This window comes from Pseudomonas sp. zfem001, from assembly GCF_032621725.1.
Lineage (GTDB): Bacteria > Pseudomonadota > Gammaproteobacteria > Pseudomonadales > Pseudomonadaceae > Aquipseudomonas > Aquipseudomonas sediminis.
Genome location: NZ_JAVYJI010000011.1, coordinates 1 through 17,460 on the forward strand (window position 1 = coordinate 1; position 17,460 = coordinate 17,460).

At 59.1% G+C, this 17,460-nt stretch carries 18 protein-coding genes and 1 pseudogene; 8 read left to right on the forward strand and 11 right to left on the reverse strand.

The features are described 5' to 3' along the window. The first annotated feature begins 97 nt into the window (after positions 1-97). From RTH74_RS23935 to RTH74_RS23950, 4 genes are all read left to right on the forward strand, one after another. A complete protein-coding gene (locus tag RTH74_RS23935; protein WP_169957275.1) occupies positions 98-409 on the forward strand; it encodes a mobilization protein in 312 nt (103 codons plus the stop codon). A gap of 33 nt (positions 410-442) precedes the next feature. Next, positions 443-2,977, forward strand: coding sequence for a type IV secretory system conjugative DNA transfer family protein (locus RTH74_RS23940; protein WP_316916316.1), 2,535 nt, complete (start codon positions 443-445; stop codon positions 2,975-2,977). 11 nt (positions 2,978-2,988) lie between these two features. Further along, positions 2,989-3,357 (forward strand): hypothetical protein, encoded by a 369-nt coding sequence (locus tag RTH74_RS23945; RefSeq protein WP_316916317.1) that lies wholly within the window; start codon positions 2,989-2,991, stop codon positions 3,355-3,357. Between the two features lie 184 nt (positions 3,358-3,541). Next, entirely contained in the window at positions 3,542-3,859 is a 318-nt protein-coding gene (locus RTH74_RS23950) for a hypothetical protein (protein WP_316916318.1), read from the forward strand. 678 nt (positions 3,860-4,537) lie between these two features. Here the strand turns inward: RTH74_RS23950 and RTH74_RS23955 are convergent. From RTH74_RS23955 to RTH74_RS23980, 6 genes and pseudogenes are all read right to left on the reverse strand, one after another. Then, the gene (locus tag RTH74_RS23955) at positions 4,538-5,599 is read right to left on the reverse strand and encodes a replication initiator protein A (protein WP_316916319.1); all 1,062 of its coding nucleotides are present in this window, start codon (positions 5,597-5,599) and stop codon (positions 4,538-4,540) included. 31 nt (positions 5,600-5,630) lie between these two features. Then, positions 5,631-5,894: a CopG family transcriptional regulator gene (locus RTH74_RS23960; RefSeq protein WP_069897757.1), complete on the reverse strand. Its 264-nt coding sequence runs from the start codon at positions 5,892-5,894 to the stop codon at positions 5,631-5,633. A gap of 39 nt (positions 5,895-5,933) precedes the next feature. Then, positions 5,934-6,575, reverse strand: a complete 642-nt coding sequence (locus tag RTH74_RS23965; protein WP_086222243.1) for an AAA family ATPase — start codon at positions 6,573-6,575, stop codon at positions 5,934-5,936. Positions 6,576-6,878: 303 nt separating this feature from the next. Beyond that, a pseudogene (locus tag RTH74_RS23970) lies at positions 6,879-7,001 on the reverse strand (conjugal transfer protein TraD); the annotation flags it as partial. Between the two features lie 14 nt (positions 7,002-7,015). Next, a complete protein-coding gene (locus RTH74_RS23975; protein ID WP_169957288.1) occupies positions 7,016-7,579 on the reverse strand; it encodes a recombinase family protein in 564 nt (187 codons plus the stop codon). A 247-nt stretch (positions 7,580-7,826) separates the two neighbouring features. Next, a complete protein-coding gene (locus RTH74_RS23980) occupies positions 7,827-8,393 on the reverse strand; it encodes a recombinase family protein (RefSeq protein WP_003159185.1) in 567 nt (188 codons plus the stop codon). A 181-nt stretch (positions 8,394-8,574) separates the two neighbouring features. Here RTH74_RS23980 and RTH74_RS23985 point away from each other — a divergent pair, with 181 nt between their 5' ends. Genes RTH74_RS23985 through RTH74_RS23995 form a run of 3 tightly spaced genes read left to right on the forward strand, consistent with a single transcriptional unit; the run spans position 8,575 to position 9,766 of the window. Further along, a complete protein-coding gene (locus RTH74_RS23985) occupies positions 8,575-8,826 on the forward strand; it encodes an AbrB/MazE/SpoVT family DNA-binding domain-containing protein (protein WP_003108276.1) in 252 nt (83 codons plus the stop codon). After that, positions 8,823-9,218 (forward strand): type II toxin-antitoxin system VapC family toxin, encoded by a 396-nt coding sequence (locus RTH74_RS23990; protein ID WP_003159186.1) that lies wholly within the window; start codon positions 8,823-8,825, stop codon positions 9,216-9,218. The genes RTH74_RS23985 and RTH74_RS23990 overlap by 4 nt, the downstream gene beginning before the upstream one ends. An 11-nt stretch (positions 9,219-9,229) precedes the next feature. Further along, entirely contained in the window at positions 9,230-9,766 is a 537-nt protein-coding gene (locus tag RTH74_RS23995; RefSeq protein ID WP_003159187.1) for a hypothetical protein, read from the forward strand. A gap of 374 nt (positions 9,767-10,140) precedes the next feature. On the opposite strand, the gene RTH74_RS24000 is transcribed toward RTH74_RS23995, so the two are convergent. Both RTH74_RS24000 and RTH74_RS24005 read right to left on the reverse strand, forming a co-directional pair. Continuing rightward, a complete protein-coding gene (locus RTH74_RS24000) occupies positions 10,141-11,223 on the reverse strand; it encodes a BsuBI/PstI family type II restriction endonuclease (RefSeq protein WP_316916320.1) in 1,083 nt (360 codons plus the stop codon). Further along, on the reverse strand, positions 11,223-12,938 hold the full coding sequence (locus RTH74_RS24005) for an Eco57I restriction-modification methylase domain-containing protein (protein ID WP_316916321.1): 1,716 nt from the start codon (positions 12,936-12,938) through the stop codon (positions 11,223-11,225). The genes RTH74_RS24000 and RTH74_RS24005 overlap by 1 nt, the downstream gene beginning before the upstream one ends. Positions 12,939-13,429: 491 nt before the next feature. On the opposite strand from RTH74_RS24005, the gene RTH74_RS24010 reads away from it, so the two are divergent. Beyond that, a complete protein-coding gene (locus RTH74_RS24010; protein ID WP_316916322.1) occupies positions 13,430-13,711 on the forward strand; it encodes a DUF7673 family protein in 282 nt (93 codons plus the stop codon). 434 nt (positions 13,712-14,145) lie between these two features. Here RTH74_RS24010 and RTH74_RS24015 read toward each other — a convergent pair whose 3' ends face one another. The 3 genes from RTH74_RS24015 to mobQ form a co-directional block, all read right to left on the reverse strand. Next, a complete protein-coding gene (locus RTH74_RS24015) occupies positions 14,146-15,072 on the reverse strand; it encodes a serine protease (RefSeq protein ID WP_316916323.1) in 927 nt (308 codons plus the stop codon). Continuing rightward, entirely contained in the window at positions 15,059-15,280 is a 222-nt protein-coding gene (locus RTH74_RS24020; RefSeq protein ID WP_069897752.1) for a hypothetical protein, read from the reverse strand. Before RTH74_RS24020 ends, RTH74_RS24015 begins: the two co-directional genes overlap by 14 nt. A 66-nt stretch (positions 15,281-15,346) precedes the next feature. After that, on the reverse strand, positions 15,347-17,353 hold the full coding sequence (mobQ, locus tag RTH74_RS24025; protein WP_316916324.1) for a MobQ family relaxase: 2,007 nt from the start codon (positions 17,351-17,353) through the stop codon (positions 15,347-15,349). Positions 17,354-17,460 lie beyond the last annotated feature (107 nt).

Sequence of the window (17,460 nt, forward strand, 5' to 3'; positions counted from 1 at the left end):
AAACGAAGTTTGCATAAGTGCGCCCTTCGCTTTGCTTCGGGTTGCCTTGTACCACCATCAGCGCTAGTATTCAAGCCTCATAAAAGGAGGAGCCACAATGGCAAAGCGTACTAAGGACAAATTGGCTGAACTGCTAGAAAAGGAGGCACAGCTAAAGGCACAGATTCAGGCGCTGAAACAAAGGGAGAGCGAAGCAGAACGCAAGAAAGATGCTCGCCGCAAAATCCTTATTGGAGGCGCAGTGCTCGCCAAGGTTAAGCGCGGTGAGTGGCATATGAATCAGCTTCAAGACCTGCTCAATTCTGAGCTGAAAGCAGACCGCGACCGCGAGCTGTTTGATCTACCAGCTTTGAATCAAGAACAGGCCAGCGAAGCACCCAGCGATACGGGTGGCGGCAACCAGCCGTAACGCTGTTTTTATCAACCTGCACAGAGGTGATTTATGACTGACATTAATTGGTATCTAGAACGGCTTTGGGCCAGCATCGTGGCTGTCCTATTTGGCACGTTTATCATTTCTATGGCCCCGCCCGTCTCGGCTGCCACGTTTAACAAGTGCGTGCCTAGTTCGGACGCAGGGGCTTTCATCAATGATCCGCAGGAAAAGGCACAGGCCATCGCACGCGAAACTATGCGCTGCGATGCTGAAAACGCCGTTTTTGATTCTTGGGCTGCCAAATTGGCAGCACTGGATAACGCCAGAGAGAAAATCAGTACAGCGGCCAGCGCAGGAAACTGGGGCGCATTCCAAGCGGCATTTACTGAGGCAAAGGGGCCGCTTCTGGAAATGCAGCGGGCGGCAACTGACACACCCAACGCGCAAGGCGCGGCGGCTGTCCGCTCTTTGTTCGGGCAAGACCTGAGTTTCTTTTTCCAGAATGTCGGCATGTCTGCGCCGGCATCGTTCGATGACGCACTAGCCAAGATCACCGAGGCGAGCCAAACACCTGGCCAGGAATCAAAAGCAGCCACGCTAGCAGCGTCGATCCTGAACCAAGCCAGCGGGCGCGGTGCTGAGTTCGTGGCCGGGCTTAGCCGGGCCGCTGGTGATGCAGTGAAAGTCGAAACTGTGGCGCAACGCCAAGCAGCCGGTACGGCTCGCCGTGATCGCCTCGAAGGTCGCACGGTTGACGGTTATTTCTCGGGGTTCTTGGAGCGCGTGTTGACTGTCTGGAAACCGTGGCTGCTCATGCTCCTGGTAGTGACGTTCGCCGGCTCTTACTGGGGCATGAAACGTAAACTCAACCCGGTTACTGCTGCCGCTGCTGCCGGGTTGGCATTCATGGTTCCGGGAACTGCGATGGCAGGTGCTTTTGTGTTCCTCCCTTTCCTGCCCCAGTGGCTCATGATTGCCGCCGCGCTGGCTGGAACTTTTGCTACCTACCATTTCGCCGGCCAGGTTTTTGGCTGGTTGGCTGCTCGGGCGGGTGCAAATACACCGACCGCCCAGCGCCTTCTAACCATTGGCGGGACTCTTGAAAACCTCCGCGCCGGCCTAGGCGGTGCGCCAGTCTCGGCATCTGCTGGTGTTGTCGCGCAGATGGCCGCGCCGGTCGCTACCCACGGTTCCGCACGCTGGGGAACGGCCACCGAGATTCAGGAAGCCGGCCACCTCTACAGCCTGAGCAACCCGCCCAAACAAGCGGGCCTAGCCTTGGCTCGCGTGACCGATGCGCCGGCTGGTTTCGATCAGCGTTTCCGCTATGTCGGCCATGTGGTGACGGTCGCGCCGAACGGCTCCGGTAAAGGTATTGGCGCGGTCATTCCGAACCTGCTGGAGTATCCCGGTTCCTGCCTGGTGCTCGACGTGAAGGGCGAAAACGCGGCCGTAACGGCCCGCGCTCGCCGCGAGCTGGGTCATAAGGTTTTCCTGGTTGATCCGTTCAGCGTGAATGGCTCCGAGTGCGCTGCATTCAACGTACTGGATCGCCTCAACCTATCGGAAGCAGATTGCGTCAGCGAGTCGGCCATGCTGGCCGATTCGCTGGTTATTTCAGACGCCAAGGGTGGCGCTGAGCATTTCGACGAATCGGCCAAAACACTGCTGCAAGGGATGATGCTGCACGTTGCCGGCCTGGACGATCCGGCCAGCCGTCACCTGGGCGAGCTGCGCCGGCTGATTACTGCTGATGAGGAAACATTCCTCGGCACGCTAGCCGATATGGCTGCCGACGATTCGGCGGCGTTCGGCATCCCCGCCAGGGCGGCTAATACCATCATGGGTATGGCTGACCGTGAGCGCGGTTCGGTTCTCTCGACTGCTCGCCGCAATACGTCCTTCCTGGACGATCCTCGGATCGTAGCCGCGCTGTCGCGTAGCGACTTTGACCTTGCAGCAATCAAAGCCGAGCTGATGACCGTTTACCTGGTCATGCCTGCGAACAAGATCGCGACCAATGCGCGGTTTGTTCGCCTATTCGTCGGGTCGGTGATCGCGGCCATTACTGCATCATCCCAGCAGCCGCCGCACCGTGTTGTTTTCGTCCTGGATGAGTTCGCCCAGCTTGGCTACATGAAGGCCATCGAGGACGCTGTTTCCCTCATGCGCGGCTATGGCCTGGCGTTTTGGGTGTTCCTGCAAGACCTCTCCCAGCTCAAGGGCGTATATCCGCGCTGGCAAACCTTCATGGCAAACAGTGCCAAGGTGTTTTTCGGAACGGATGACTACGACACCGCGAAGTACGTCAGCGACTCGCTGGGCCAGGCCACTATCGAGTACGAAACCCACAACGAGGGTAAGAACAGCGGCTCCGGCCTGTCAGGCGGTGGGGGTTCGATGAACCGGGGCAAGAGCGCCGGCAGCTCGCAGCAGTTCACCGGGCGTCATCTGCTCACACCTGATGAGGTGATGCGCGCCGGCCCGGAACGGCCGATTGTCCTGGTCAAAGGTGAATACCCGTACCAGCTCGCCAGGCTCAATTACCTGGTGGATGCTGAGTCTGTAGGTAAAGCTGACCCCAATCCGTACCACAGCTAGGGGCTGCCAAGATGATGATGGTCATCGGGATACTGCTAGCACTCGGAGCCGGCGTCTGGTTCGGTCGTCGCCTCGGGCCTGCCCTGGTGGCCGCTGTCATGGTCATGGGCGCGCCACTCTGGCTAATCGGGGGGTTCATCCTTGATCTGCTGCGCAAGCTGCCTATGGGCCTGCGGCGGGCTTGGTTCGCCTCACTGCGGGCGCTCGGCTTCCTCGCCGTGCTACCGCTGACGCCATTTGTGTTCGTTTGGGCTTTCCTGGCCGAGATGCTCAAGCCTAAGCATCAACCATCAACCCCGGCGCGTTCGGCAGCACGCCGCACGGCCCAAGTGATCGACCTGGTTGCTTGGCGGAAGCGTAAAGCAAACATTAAAGCGTAGCTGTCAAAGTTGCGTGTCCCTCAAGTGTCAATGTCAGGCCCGCTCAATGCGGGCCTCTCCGCATCTGGTGGGCGTGTGATCTGGATTGTTCTGGTGCTCTGTTGAATTCATTGACACTTGAGGGATTGTTGACAGATTTTCGACTGATGGCCTACGGTGCGGGCCATGTTTCTGGAGGGGCAGAATGAGTTTTTGGATAACGGTCTACCTGAACCCGGACGACGAAGACCGCAACGCAGCAAGCACCCTGGCTTCGTGGGAAGGTTCGCTGCACCGCTGGCACGCCCTGGATGATCTGCTAGAGGCCGGGAAGCTCACACAGACGCGCTCGGACTACTTCCCCACCCTGTACAGAGGCTTGGCTCGTGACGTGCTGCCCATCCTGCCAGCGGTGAAGAGGCCCAAAATCTCGGCCTACTACACGCCCGAGATGCTCCAGGAACGAATCGCCCAATGCCCGCCCGATGCTGAGCTAGGCATCATGATTTGGGATATGGGCTAACCCCCACACTGATTGCAAACCAGAACCTGCGGAAACCGCCCGGTTAGGCGTTTTTTTTCGGCTGGGCTAAAGTTTTCGCCGGGCATACCTCCCCTTGGCGTTCACACAGTGCGTCTTCCCGGGCAGTGCATATCGTCCAGATCTGACGCAGATGGCAAATGCACCTCGGAACACTGTCCAACCAGCTTTTAGCGATATTCCAGGCACCGCGGGTGCTCGATGCTGCTCAGATGGTTGAGCTACGGCAGCGCGGCTTGTCCGCGCCTGGTGGAAAGCTCTGGCCGTAGGCCAGGCATTATCAAGGGCCGAAGGCCCGACAGGCCGACGCGAAGCGGCGGGGCGAAGGGAGCGAAGCGACCGAAGGGTAGGCGCTTTTTGCTGTTGCTCGTCATGCTGCGGCAGTGCGGTTATGCACAGCTAAGGAGGGTTTTAAGAGTTTTAAATAGTTTTAAAAGATTTAGACCGAAAAAAGCTCTTTTTCTTCTTATAAATCAACAGCTTACGAACATGGCCGGTTCCTAATGTACGGAGATTGGTTCCTAATGTACGGAGATTGGTTCCTAATGTACGGAGATTGGTTCCTAATGTACGGGCTATCCACAGGATGAAGGGGTAAAGCACCCGAAAAGGGCTTTAGGACATTATGTCCTAGCGGACACCATGGCCTGGCCCCGTACATTAGGAACCACCAGCACCATCATCCTGTTCGCTTTGCGGGCTTTCCAACAGGGGCGCGTCTCGATGACGCATCACCAGGAGCGGCCCCATCTGGCCAGACTCTTCTGTGAGCACATACTCGGGTATGTCATTGGCCTCGATCAGCTTCCGCAAGGTGAAGCTGAACTTCTTGAATGCGCCCGTCGAACCGCTGCGCTCGTAGAGCGTCTTGAAAGCCCATTTCGCCTGTCCCTTGCCGGCAGCACGGCGAGCAAGGCGATAGACAAACCGACCGATACCAGGATCAATCAGGAAATAGTCCGGGTGGACTGTCAGAACGTCTGGCCGCTTCCCTTCGGTTATCTCTCGATGTAGCCACTGTGGGGCCTCGATCTCAACCGAGGAAACCTTTCCTGTATCGGTGTATGAAATCACCTTGTAACTGCTGATCAACCCTTCTGCCTCAACCTCTCGCACGATGCGCTTACCACGCTCTGCAGGGCGTTCACGCACGCTTTTTATGGTCGTGCCTTTGAGACGATCCAGGGCAGCCTCAACATCATCGCTCTGCTTCCCTCCATCGCCTTTGCGGCAGAATTTCAATATTTCGCTAACGTGCGGCCGGAAGCTACGGCCAGGCTTTTCGCCCTGCCCTTCTCTGTAACGGTTCATAGACTCCGTTAAGTGGGATACCAACATCAGCACAATGTCGTAATCCCAAATTGAAGCCATACCGTCAGGGCCAGATTTCACCTCAACATACCCATCTGGCAGGGTGTAGTGGATCACCTCTCCAGCCCGCTTTTCCTTCTTCGACAAACGGAATACAGCCACATCCATAATGCTTCGGCTGTCCCGATTCCCAACGTCATAGAGTGTCGGAACAAAGAAATCCTGCTGCTCATCGCCTTTAGGGGGCTTCCGGATGGATGATGCAGATGACTGCTTTTCCTTGGCCATCGCTTGCCGGAGTCGAGAGGCTGCCTGGTCATAGGTTTCACCTGGTCGAGCCTCGGCTTTAATCCGGCGAAATAAATCCTCCGTCATGGCCTCATGCGGCGTCTGGCCGTCTCGCTTGGTCATCCTGTCCCCCCTCTTTAGCAGCTAAACATCGTCAGTCTTTACGCAAGCCGTCGATGATTAACCCATGCTCAACAGCCCGATAAATCGCCATGTTGATAATGGCGGCGCGGGACTGCCCCAGCTCGGCAGCCAGCTCATCCACTTTCACAAGCAATGCCGGCGCAATGGTCAGACTGATCTGCTGCTTGTTGCCCTTCTTCACGCCACGCGGCCGAGCCTCGGCATCAGGAGCACCAGAAATGAAAGCATCCGTAGCTTCTTGGGTGTTTTTTGGTTTAGGTCTTGTGATAGCCATAGCGGTTAACCTCAATACTAATTACACATTATTTTAATATTAAAACAATGCTGAAACAAGCGCATTAAGCTCGTCTATAGCCTTCTTATCTGCGGGCTTTAGTTCCAGGACAGATAGGCCCGCGCCGGCAGCGTTAGCAAAAGCCTTACGGCGGCGTATTGGGGTGGCCAGATACTCGAACTGTGGAACGTCTGCGACAGCGGCTGCTGCATCAGCGTTGTCGGTCGAAGCCTCGCCGGAATCTGCGCAGTTCAGCACGGCCACGGCCCGCAACCCGTCGCGCACACTGCGAGCTTCATCGACCAATGCGGCAATGTCATTCAAAGCCCACACGTCATAGCTGCGTGGCTGGAAGGGGATCAGAAGAACATCCGACAGCACCAGGGCGGCGCGCAAGGCGGTCGAGTCGCGCCCGCCTGCGTCAATGATGATGTCGTCAAACTTTCCAGCCTGTTGCTGAACTTGAGCACGAAGGGTTGGGCCATCTGGATAAGTCGCACAGGAAATCCCGGGTTGGTGCCCAGCTTCTGCACGGATGCTGATAGCTGTCTGTGCAGTACCCTGCCGGTCACCATCGATCAGCCACACATCACGGCCGGACATGGCACGTGCAATCGCCAGGTTCACGGCAAGAGTAGTCTTCCCAACACCGCCTTTTGTGTTCCCTATCGTAATGATCATGCGACACCTTTTTTAATATTAAAAACGTATCGCTATTATTGTTAATCAGGTGTCCTTGTCAATCCTTGCAGGTTCCGTACAGGACTGCTTTCTGGTCGGCTTATCGCCATTTCCACGCCGCCTGGCCAGCTCACCTTTTGCCCATGCGGACGCCTCTTCCATGTCTTTGCGGAGTGCTTCGATTTCTTCCTGTGTAAGCAAACGCACACGGCTCATATAGTTAAAATCTCACAGGTCTGATGGACGTTTGCTTACCCAGATGGGCAGCTCTAGGGGTAGCTGCACTTCCTCGGCCAGCTTGTTCCTGGCTATGGCTTCCGGCACGGTTTCGCCTTCACGCAGTCCATACAGTTCGCGGGCGTTGGTCGTGGAGATAAACGAGGGCAGATCCTCACTCGGGCCTTCATCGTCCAGAAAAGCCGGTTCTTCGTGGTGGGTGGTCATTGGGTCGTCTCCTTCTTCTCAAGTGCGCGGTATAGGGTCGAACGGTGAACACCTAGCAGGTCAGCCACCTCCTTTACGGGGCGTCCTTCCAGGTCGATCAGCTCGCGGGCGTGCTCGATCTGCGCCAGAGAGAGGGTAGGGCGGGGGCCAAACTTCACGCCTCGCGCCTTGGCCGCTTCTCGGCCGCTCCTGGTGCGGTCGATGATTAGGGATCGCTCGAACTCGGCAATGCCGGCGAACACGGTCAGCACCATGCGGCCGGCTGGGGTCGTGGTGTCGGCCCACGGCTCGGCCAGGCTGCGCAGGCCAGCTCCGGCTGCCTGGATGCGTTCGGCAATGTCCAGCAGGTCGCGGGTGCTCCTGGCCAGGCGGTCGAGCCTGGTCACGGTCACAACGTCACCGGGGCGCAGGTGATCGAGCAGGCGGGCCAGCTCCGGCCGGTCACGTCTGATTCCAGTGATCTTCTCACCGAAAATCTTGATGCAGCCCGCGCTGTGCAGCTCGGTACGCTGGTTGGTTAAGTCCTGGTCATCAGTGCTTACTCGGGCATAGCCAAGCATCAGCTTGGAGCTGCCGAGGCCGTGTGCTCGATTTTCCTCAATGGCCTGGAATACGGCTTCGTCCATCAGTGTTTGCGCCTTCTCCCGGCCAATGGCGTCCATCAGTGATTTCGTGCTCAAGGCGTCCTCCTGGTCGTGTCGCAGATTATGTCGCCAATTATAGGCAACCTGCGACAATAAAGCGCGACACCCCAACGCCAGGCGGAGCAGCGCTTTTGTCATTTTCAGAAGACGACTGCACGGAATATCAGGAGTCGGCTGCACTGGTGGATTGCAGCGCGGTGTACAGGGCCGTCTTGCTCACCTTGAGCCGTGTAGCGGCCTCTCGGACATTAAGCCCGTTGGCGATGTGCTCCCGCGCTCGCTGCAACTTGTCGGCGGTGACAACCGGCTTTCGCCCGCCCTTCCTCCCACGAGCGGCGGCGGCAGTCAACCCGGCCTTGGTGCGCTCGCGGATCAAGTCGCGCTCGAACTGGCCCAGCGCGCCGAACACGTGGAAGATGAGCCGCCCGCCTGGCGTGGTGGTGTCGATGGCTTCCGTCAGAGAACGGAAGCCGACGCCTCGCGCTTCCAGCGCGCCTATCGTTTCGATTAGGTGCGGCATAGAGCGCCCGAGCCGATCCAGCCGCCAGACGGCCAGCACGTCGCCGTCGCGCAGGTAGGCCAGCGCATCAGCCAAGCCGGGGCGGTCGGCCTTGGCCCCGGAAGCCGTGTCCTCGAAAACGCGCTCGCAGCCTGCCTTGCGTAGCGCATCCGTCTGCAAGGCGGTGTCCTGTTCCGCCGTCGATACCCGCGCATAGCCGATCAGTGCCATTTGCCGCCTCTCTTGTCCGTCATTCCGTCCGCCTATCTTAATGTCCGACAACCCGTTGTGCAATAACTTTGCTGGACAGTGTCCGGCATGGCCGACTAATGATCGTTTGACGGACATTGACGGTAAGGCATTTTTGCATTACTATGTGAAGCATCAACCTTGATTGCGAGGGCAAACCACCATGACCACATTGACCGTTACCGCACGGGGACAAGTGACGTTTCGGAAGGACGTACTGCAACACCTCGGCATCAGGCCAGGCGACAAGATCGAGCTGGACTTGTTGCCAGACGGTCGGGGCGTGCTCAAGGCGGCACGGCCCGCAGGGACGATAGCCAGCTTTGTCGGCCTGCTCGCGGGCAAGACGCAGAAGGTTGCCACCATCGAAGAAATCAACGAGGCGGCGGCGCAAGGCTGGGCAGGTAAGCAATGAAGGTCGCAGTCGATACCAACGTCCTTGTGCGTGCGGTTGTGCGTGACGATCCCGCACAAGCGGACGTTGCCGCCGCAGTCTTGACCGACGCCGAGTTGATCGCGGTCGCGCTGCCGTGCCTATGCGAATTTGTTTGGGTGCTGCTGCGTGTCTACGGCTTCCAGCAAGCCGACGCGGCCAGCGCGATCCGGGCACTACTGGCCGCCGCGAATGTGGAAGTGAACCGGCCTGCCGTGGAGGCTGGCTTGCTGGTGCTCGACGCGGGCGGAGACTTTGCCGATGGCGTCATTGCCTACGAAGGCAACTGGCTTGGCGGGGAAACCTTCGTTTCCTTCGATAAGAAGGCGGTGGCACTTCTCACGGCGCAAGGGCAATCAACGCGCCTTTTGTGACGGACATGAGCATGAACGAATTCCGCCGACTGGCCGCGAAGATCGACCAACACATGCAGCAGCTTGCCGCCCAGGGTGTCAGCGAGGCCCATGCCATCATCAATCGCATGATGGGGTACGGGCCTGACCTGCACAGGATTTGGGTCGGCACATCCGATCAGCAGCTCATGGCGCTGTCCCGCGAGTTCCCAGGGTTCTACCGCTACGCCCGCATCATGGAAGAGGCATCCGAAGCCGAGCGCCGCAAGGCTTCGCGGCCCTATGACGGCATGGCCGAGTTCTCCGAACAGCACAAGCAAATGGGCGCGCAACTGCTGACCACGGCGGCCACGCTTGAGCGTGGCTACCAGGCGTTTCGTGCGAGCGGCAGTCTCCAAGACTTCCGGCCTCAGCTCGACGAGCTGGGCCGCCTGCATCGGCAATGGCTGTCCGACCTGGAAGCCTTCAAAGACTCGCTGCGCACGCAGGGCGCAGAACCCAAGGTGCTGGAATACGTGAACGAGGCTTTCGGCCGCCTGGCCGAGCGCATCAAGCAGCTTGCCGGTTGATCGCCGGAATTTTCGGCGGTTCCGGCTTTGTCGCGCCGTGCACAAGAGTTCTGAGCAATTCCGATCTCTCGCGGCGCTTCGTGCATAGAACTTCTGACCGTTCCCGGTCAGAAGTTCTATGCACACACGGCGGCCAGCCCAGTGAACTGGTGCAGTCGCCTTCTGAAAACGACAGCTTTCTAGCCGTCGCACTAGTCCTAACTCCTGCGACACCGTATCCGGCAGGGTGTTTGAGCGGGCCGCACGGGCCTGGAGCTGGTCAACAAGGTGCGTGCAGCACACAGCCGGAATCCTTCCCCCATTGCGGGGGAGGATGACAAGTCGGTAACGCTACAGGCGCTGCGGGGCGGGGGCTGGTGAATCTAGCAGCTGGCTCAGCCCTGATCTGTAACAAGCTGGTTCAGGCTAGATAGCTGACTGCTTCCATCGCGGAGCATGAAAATCTTATCGGGCTCACTCATAAACCAGGCAAACGAGCCCCAGGCCAAGCCGGTGACGGTCTTCTTGAAGCCAGCCGACTCACGATCTGCATACGCAGTGACAAAAGCCACTTGCGAGCGCTTGAAACCGCCCTTGTCTGTCAGCTCGAACAGTGCTTCCTGGCGGCGTGCTGTGATCGCGCCATCGGTGGCTACCACCTCGATAAAGACAATCAGGGGATGTTTCGGCCCGAGGTCTACCAGGATCAAGTCAGGCAGATTTTTCTGCGCCTCGATGTCGAGACCAATACTCGATGCCATGCGCAGATCCTGCATGGCGACCTTGTTGCTCGACTCGCTGAGCCAGAGCACAACTGGCTTTTCCAGGAACTGATTGGCGAACACCTCGACAACCGCTCGCGAAATCAGCGAGCTGGGGCCGTAGGACAGCGTGCGGGTCTCGCCGTTTGGAAAGTGAACCATCACGCCGTCTTTATCGGCACCACCAAGACGCATCAATGAAACTCGGGCGAGCGCTCCCTTGTTCAAGTGCTCCTCTTGCCACTTGAAGATGGCAGCCTCCAGGGCTTCGCCCTGGAGCGCTGGATCGAACAAGGCCGCGAGATCTGACTTGAGTGCGTAGCGCGGCTTACCGGACGTGGTAGGAACGTCCTTGTCCTCCATGACGGCACCAACGGCTACCAGGCCTTCGCGGAGGGTCTCATCGCGGATGGGTTCGCGGGTGTTGTCAGCGTACCAGCGCTTGCCGGGTACCTCGAACGACTTCTTACGCAGGTTCGACCTGTAACTGAGGCGCTCTTCGTCGCTGTCATTTGCTGCCTGTACGTCCGTCATGCGATAGACATGCACCGGCCCAAGTCGCGCCTCAGATTGTTCTACAGCACCGATGTACAGCATGGTGAACACCGTGCTGGCCGACAGCTCGCGAATGCAATATGTCCTATTCGGAGTTCCTTCCGGGAAGATCAGCGGGAGCCTTTCAGCGACCAGTTCCCTTGGTACGTAAGGTGGAAGCACTACATATCCCCTTCAAACAAACGGCTGCATGCAGCCTCGATGGCTTCGCGGTCTGCCCCGGCATCGACTAGCTGAGTCAGTTCCCCGAGATCCTCGGGTGCCGGCAGCGGCAGCGACTCCAGCTCATAGGCCGAGACCGCTACCGATCCGCTTACGCAGCGAAATGCGCGATCTGCGGCCGCGCTATTGATGAACGCGCCCAGCGCCTCGGCACTAACCTGGGGTGCCTCGGTGATCGGACGAATCATGTTGATGTGGTTCTCGATGACGACGCCGCCATGCTTCTCCAGAAATTCGGCGGGGAGCGCTGCGGCAATCAGGCGGCGACTCTGTTCCTTGGCCGTGGTTCGTTGCAGCAGGACGCAGGGCTTGGTGGTCACCAGCCAGTTGTCCCCGGCTTTCAGCTCGAAGTAGGGCGCGTGATTCTTCTTGTCCGCGCGGAACACGAAACGGCCATCGGCGGTGATTGCCTCGGCCCAGATCAGTGGCAGACGCTTGCTGCTTGGACGCTGCGCGAGCTGGCTCTTGAAACGGTTCCACACCAGCGGGCCAGTGCTCACGCCATAGCCCCAGTCGGCCAGACGGTGGGGCATGTGCGTCAGGCGTTCGACCAGGGCGCTTTGCTCAGTCGTGCGCGGCAAGAGCCAGGGTTGCGATGGGTCAGCGGGGAGGGCGATTTCGCCCGTCTGCTGGACCTCAAGCCCGTCACTGGTGGGAGCAATCTCGGCAACGACGACCGGGGCGCTGTCCGCGCCTCTACGATAGGTCGTTAGAGCGGTTTCCTGCAGCACGTCATCAAAAACGCCCTTACGGGCGGTGACGAAATCGATGGTCAGCGGCGGCGCTGAGCGCCCCAGCAAGGCCCGTAGATTCTTGAAGTAGACGCCGGCCAGGAATGAGGTCGGAGTAACGTAGGCAATCACGCCGCCCAACTTGGTATGGCGCAGCGCTAGATCGGTGAACAGCCCATACAGGTTGGCATGACCATACAGAGAGCGCTTGTAGCGTTCGCGGGTCTCTACATCGAGCTTGGCCCGTCCATATGGAGGATTGCCAATCACCAGGTCGAAACGGTCTTTCGGCGGGCTGCGACGCAGCGAGTCGCAAACCGTAACCATGACGGGCAACTTGCGCCCGGCCAACCGGCTGATCGGCAGTACCACAGCATCCAGGGTGACCTGGCTGAGCCAGGCCCCGAAGGGATCGATCTCGTAGCCGCGCAAGCGGTTGCCGATACTCTGCATCAGCAGCTTCGGACTGCAATCCTTCTGCTCGTCCATGATCCGCTGGGCGATAGGTGCCAGGAAGGCCCCCCCGCCACAGGCTGGATCAAGCACGCGACACTTCGCCCAGTCGACATTGGCGGCCGTTGCTTGGTCGATCAAGCGGGCAGTCAGGACGGGGGGGGTGTAGAAAATTCCGTACTCCCCGCGATGCTCGGCCGGGAGCATGCCGGTATAGGTCAGGCCGATCTGATAAGCGGCTGTCTCGGCATCAAAGCTCGCGGCCGTGCGGCCGATGGTTTCCGCAAGCGCGGCGGCGGCCTCTGGCAGCGGCTCGGTAGGGAACGGCTGGAGCGGCGAACGCAGTTTCTGGGGATCGATATCGACGCTGGTCAAACCACGCCACCAAGCCTCGATCAGGCGAACGCCGAACGCACGCGCCAGGGCCAGCTGGTGATCCGCAGGGAAAGTGGTTGCCAAGGCGCGGGCCATAACTCTGGCGGTGGCCAGTACCTGACTCGGGGATTCCGCAGCCGTTTGGTCTGCCTTCCGTGCCTGTTTTGCCTGTGCCGTGTGAGTCATATTCCCCCCTTTTTTCGCGGGCCGAGAGTCTACAGGATTCGGCATCCACGCCGACCGCTATTGCGCAATACTGCGTGATAAAGTGATGCCCAACAATCGCAGGAGCGCCAGTTATGCAACCGAATTACCCTCAATTCGAGCCGGGCCAGGTAGTACGCAGCGTTTTCGGCGAGCGTTTGGTGGTCGCATCGCAACTTGGCTGCCAGGTCTTCATCCAGGGCAGGTCGGACTGGTTCCATCCGACGAAGCTGATACCAGTAGCTAAGCCAGTCAGCGGGACGACGCCTGCAATCAACTAATCAGCGTGCATCCCCTATACCTGTATAAATATACAGGTATTCCGAAATACCGCTATGTCCGCAGGGGTACTTAGACGGGTACTCCTTGAACAGAGGTGCCTGATGGCCACAATGGATCTGGATACCCGCGCCGCCCTAGAGCGCCTGATTGGTATCGCCCAAGGCGACACTGGCCAAAGCCGCCAGGTCGCTGACCTGCTGCTAGCCTGGTACAACGCCGGCGAGAATGGCGGCTTCGACTTCACCAACTTTTGGGCCATCGATGACGCCTTGGTTGCCGATAGCCTGCGGCTGATCACCTGGATCAGCCGCAATCGTGCCTACCCGGACGAGCTGGGTTATGGCGATCAGTTCAAAATCATCTGGAAGGTCTGGCGCGGATGAGAAAGTCCATCGACCAGGACACCCTGCAAGCGCTGATCGAAACCGGGGCCGCCCGCGAGTTTCGGGTGACGCGGGGGCCAGGCGGAGAGGGCTGGATACTTGCGCGACAAAAGGAACTTAAACAATGAAGCCAAGTGAAATCAGGCCCCATACAACGTATATAGGGCACGGGGGACTACTCAGAAAAATTAAGTCCATCCACATGAATGTGGATGGTGGGCTTGCCGTTGAATGGAAGGCCGTTAAAGTATCCAGAAAGACGCCTGACGTTCCTACTTGGGGAATTTCCCCAATAAAAGACTTCGCTAAGTGGGCGCTCACTATCCACGAAACCATGTCTGACGATCTGCGACATTATGAATCGCAAAGGGCATCCGATAGGTGAGAAGCAAAGAGGGCGGCCGTTGGCCGCCCTCTTTGTATTCATGTTCGAGCTATAGCATCCGCTCGGCCACAGCCTGCACGCGACCAATCGGCACGGCCTGATTAAATGTCTCTTTACCGAATGACACCATACCGACAGCCTCCCCCCTGGCGTTGAACACTGGCCCGCCTGAGTTTCCGCCAATGATCGGCATAGCCACCTGCAACATAGGTTGCGCCGCAAACATCGCACTAGCGGCCCCGTAGCGGCTCACCAGTCCAGACGACAATGAGAAGCCCCAGCCCTGGGGTGATCCAACAGCGGCCACGGCCTGGCCCTGGCGAGGCATGGCCGGCGCGATCGTCACCGGCTGGCCCGGCTGACCAGTGATACGCAATACAGCCACGTCCTGGACGAGATCAACACCAACCACATGCGCGGCACGCCACTCGCCGCTGGACAGCTTCACTCGCACGTCCTCGGCTCCACTGAGGACATGGCCAGCGGTTGCTACCTGGTGGCCGTCACCGATTAGGAAACCTGCCCCCATCGTTATCCATTCGCGCTCCTGGTCAAACTCGGCCCAGTCCTGCCGCCATGCTCGATACCTGTTCAGCCAGGTCGTGGCCTGGTTGGTTTGTACGCCAGGGATGAGCCAGGCGCGGTTACTACTGCCATCGCCTCTAGCCTGCTCGATCACTGAAACCATAACCACTGACGGCATGGCTCGCTCGGCCACGGCCGACCAATCCACAGCGGGGGAGTAGGGCCGGGAATCCAGCTCCAATAAGTTGCCGGCAGCACTGGCAGCGCTGGTCTGCCGGTCATCGGCTAGGTGATCGCGCCACTCTGCATCACTGAGGCGCTTCTGTGCGGCCGCCACAGCGTTGACGTTGGCCTGAGTGGTTGCCAGGGCGTAGCCGGCCAGGGGAAGGGCTATGCCGGCCGCGACGTAGGCCGCTAAAGCAGTACGGCGCAGGGTCTTAACGCTTTTCATGCTGTGCGCCCTCCTGGTGCTCGATGAGGTCACGCATTTGCAGGCGTTCGCCGGTCTGGTCACCAATGTTTAAGACCTGGACGTGTTGGCTATAGGCGGCTTGGATCATCCAGCCGGCCAGGGCAAGGCCGACGAGAGCGGCAGTGACGGTAATTCGATATTTCGTTAGGTCGCGGTGGGTGCCGTCGGTAAAATTGTTGTCAGTCATGACTCACCTCTGTGCAGGTGGTTTGTGATTAGGTGCCCGGTCGGTTGCCGCCGACCGGGCACCGCTCTAGCGGCCTCGGCCTCTATCGTTGTCGCGGTCGCGCTCCGCCTTCTCCTGGAAGCGCTTCAACAGCTCTCGCTTCTTCGCCTCCTTGGTCTGATCGCCTTTGTCCGTGCCGGCGTTTAGCTCTTTCGCCAGTGCATCAGCCTGCTGCTTGCCGATCTGGTTTTCCTCATACTTCTGCTCCGCGTTTTGCTCCTGGAAACCTGCCTGACGGCCGGCCTTTTCCAAGTTGAGGCGCTCGGTCTGCTCGGCCTTCTCGCGGTTCACGTCAGTACGTTGCTTCAACTCCTCGATGCTCTCCTGCTTCATGTCTCGCTCCTGGTGTTTGCCTTGACGGCGTTGCTCGATCTTCGCCCGGTGCTCAGCAATGCGGGCGGCCTTCTCTTTCTCGATAACCTGCTGGAAGTTAGTGGCCAGCTCCGGACGTACCTGGGCGGCCTTCTTCTCGGCCAGCAGTTCGCCACGAGTGGGCTGCTCATAGGGGCCAGCCTTACGCATGTAATCGCCAATCAGATTTAGGCGCTTGTTGAGTTGCGTCCAACGCCGTTCTAAGCCAGACCGGACACCACGCCAGGCAGTCAGCGCCTGGTCGTGAGCGGCTTTCTTGAAGCTGGCAAGAAGGCCGTTCGGTTCGGCAGGTCGCTGCTGGTCGATGGCCTGCAACTTCCCTTCCTGGCGTTCAATCTGGCCCGCTGTCTGGGTGTGCAGAACCTTGGCCCGATTCACTATCAGGGTGAATTGCCGCGCCTTCTCGTTTTGCCATTCACGCTTGATGACTTCCGGACTTGGGTCGTTGGCCGCTTTGACGGGTTCGCGGTCGGCCACAGCCCGACGCAACAAGTCGGCGTTTAGCTCACGCTGCATTAGCTCTCGGGGCGTCGCTGGCTTCTCGACAGTCAGCCCATTGTCATCCCGTCGCACTGCGTGATTTGGTTCTGCTCGCTTGTGCTCCAGGTCACTAGAAACATCACGCGGCAATAGCACTTCACCTCGTTCGGGGAAGCGAACCACACCGAGTTCGGACAGGTTCCGCAAACGACCTCGGGCGAAGGGCGGCGGGACGGTTCCAGGGCGGCCAATGTCGGACTTATCGGCGGCTCTTCCAGATCGCTCTGTGTCTGCTCTGGTAACGTCTCGTCCAGTGACCCGATCAGACGTTCTATCTCGTCCATCTCCATTGTTTCGCTCATAAGCTTCCCTCGCCGCCTCGATGCGCCGACGCACCTCGGCCAGATTGATGATCTGCGCGTTACGCTGGGCAATATCGCGCCCTATGTCGCCACGCTCCGTCTGAATGCCTCGCTTCTCCATCTGCACCACGTTCGGGCCTAGATGTACGGTCGGCAGGCGCTCAAGTTTGGCGGCTTGCTCAATGTCGCCGCGCTCGATAGCAGTGGCCCTTTGTGCCTCTAAGCTACGGTGGTCGATTCTCTCCTGGCTGCCCGCTTTCTCAAGATGCCGGTTCGACAGTTGTGCCCAGTGCTCCCGCCAGTTGGCGACCTCCCCACTTTTCTGGTCGTCCAGTTCGCGGGTCTTGTCATTGAAGCCTTCCGGAGTCAGACGGCGGGTGCTGCAAAGGATGTGTGCGTGATGATTTCGGTGATCGCCATCCTTTCCCGGCTCATGGATCGCAACATCAACGGCCATGCCATGACGTTGCACCAGGTCGCGGGAAAATTCGCGCACCAGTTCTAAGCGCTGTTCGCGGTTCAGCTCTGCCGGCAGCGCCACTTCAAATTCACGGGCAACGGTCGAGTTCTTACGCTTCTCTGCCAGCTCGGCCGCATTCCAAAGTTGTTCCCGGTTTGAGGCCCACTCTGGCGCATTTTCCGGCAGGAAAATTTCGGTGTGCTCAATACCGCGACGGCGAGTGTAGTCATGGACTAGGCCCGTCCGTTCGTCCATGACTCTTTCACCTGAACGATAGGCAATAGCCGCAGTGGCCGAACGGCCAGCACTGCGACTTATTGTCTTAACGCTAAGGTGAAAAATTGCCACTCGATGCCTCATTTCTTTAGCGGCTAAAAAGCCGCTCTGCTTTTCCAAGTTGCCGACTTTGGCAACGCGGAGGGCCGCAGGCCCGTAGGGGTTGTTAGGGCGTAGCCCTGACCGCGCGC

Coding starts and splice junctions, on each gene's coding strand:
- RTH74_RS24005 (WP_316916321.1), bottom strand. CDS start 12,938: ATGGCCCGCGCCTTGGCAACCACTTTCCCTGCGGATCACCAGCTGGCC.
- RTH74_RS23960 (WP_069897757.1), bottom strand. CDS start 5,894: ATGGCTATCACAAGACCTAAACCAAAAAACACCCAAGAAGCTACGGAT.
- RTH74_RS24020 (WP_069897752.1), bottom strand. CDS start 15,280: ATGACTGACAACAATTTTACCGACGGCACCCACCGCGACCTAACGAAA.
- RTH74_RS23955 (WP_316916319.1), bottom strand. CDS start 5,599: ATGACCAAGCGAGACGGCCAGACGCCGCATGAGGCCATGACGGAGGAT.
- RTH74_RS23965 (WP_086222243.1), bottom strand. CDS start 6,575: ATGATCATTACGATAGGGAACACAAAAGGCGGTGTTGGGAAGACTACT.
- mobQ (WP_316916324.1), bottom strand. CDS start 17,353: ATGAGGCATCGAGTGGCAATTTTTCACCTTAGCGTTAAGACAATAAGT.
- RTH74_RS23945 (WP_316916317.1), top strand. CDS start 2,989: ATGATGATGGTCATCGGGATACTGCTAGCACTCGGAGCCGGCGTCTGG.
- RTH74_RS24010 (WP_316916322.1), top strand. CDS start 13,430: ATGGCCACAATGGATCTGGATACCCGCGCCGCCCTAGAGCGCCTGATT.
- RTH74_RS23940 (WP_316916316.1), top strand. CDS start 443: ATGACTGACATTAATTGGTATCTAGAACGGCTTTGGGCCAGCATCGTG.
- RTH74_RS23995 (WP_003159187.1), top strand. CDS start 9,230: ATGAACGAATTCCGCCGACTGGCCGCGAAGATCGACCAACACATGCAG.
- RTH74_RS23975 (WP_169957288.1), bottom strand. CDS start 7,579: ATGCTTGGCTATGCCCGAGTAAGCACTGATGACCAGGACTTAACCAAC.
- RTH74_RS23935 (WP_169957275.1), top strand. CDS start 98: ATGGCAAAGCGTACTAAGGACAAATTGGCTGAACTGCTAGAAAAGGAG.
- RTH74_RS24015 (WP_316916323.1), bottom strand. CDS start 15,072: ATGAAAAGCGTTAAGACCCTGCGCCGTACTGCTTTAGCGGCCTACGTC.
- RTH74_RS23980 (WP_003159185.1), bottom strand. CDS start 8,393: ATGGCACTGATCGGCTATGCGCGGGTATCGACGGCGGAACAGGACACC.
- RTH74_RS23990 (WP_003159186.1), top strand. CDS start 8,823: ATGAAGGTCGCAGTCGATACCAACGTCCTTGTGCGTGCGGTTGTGCGT.
- RTH74_RS23985 (WP_003108276.1), top strand. CDS start 8,575: ATGACCACATTGACCGTTACCGCACGGGGACAAGTGACGTTTCGGAAG.
- RTH74_RS23950 (WP_316916318.1), top strand. CDS start 3,542: ATGAGTTTTTGGATAACGGTCTACCTGAACCCGGACGACGAAGACCGC.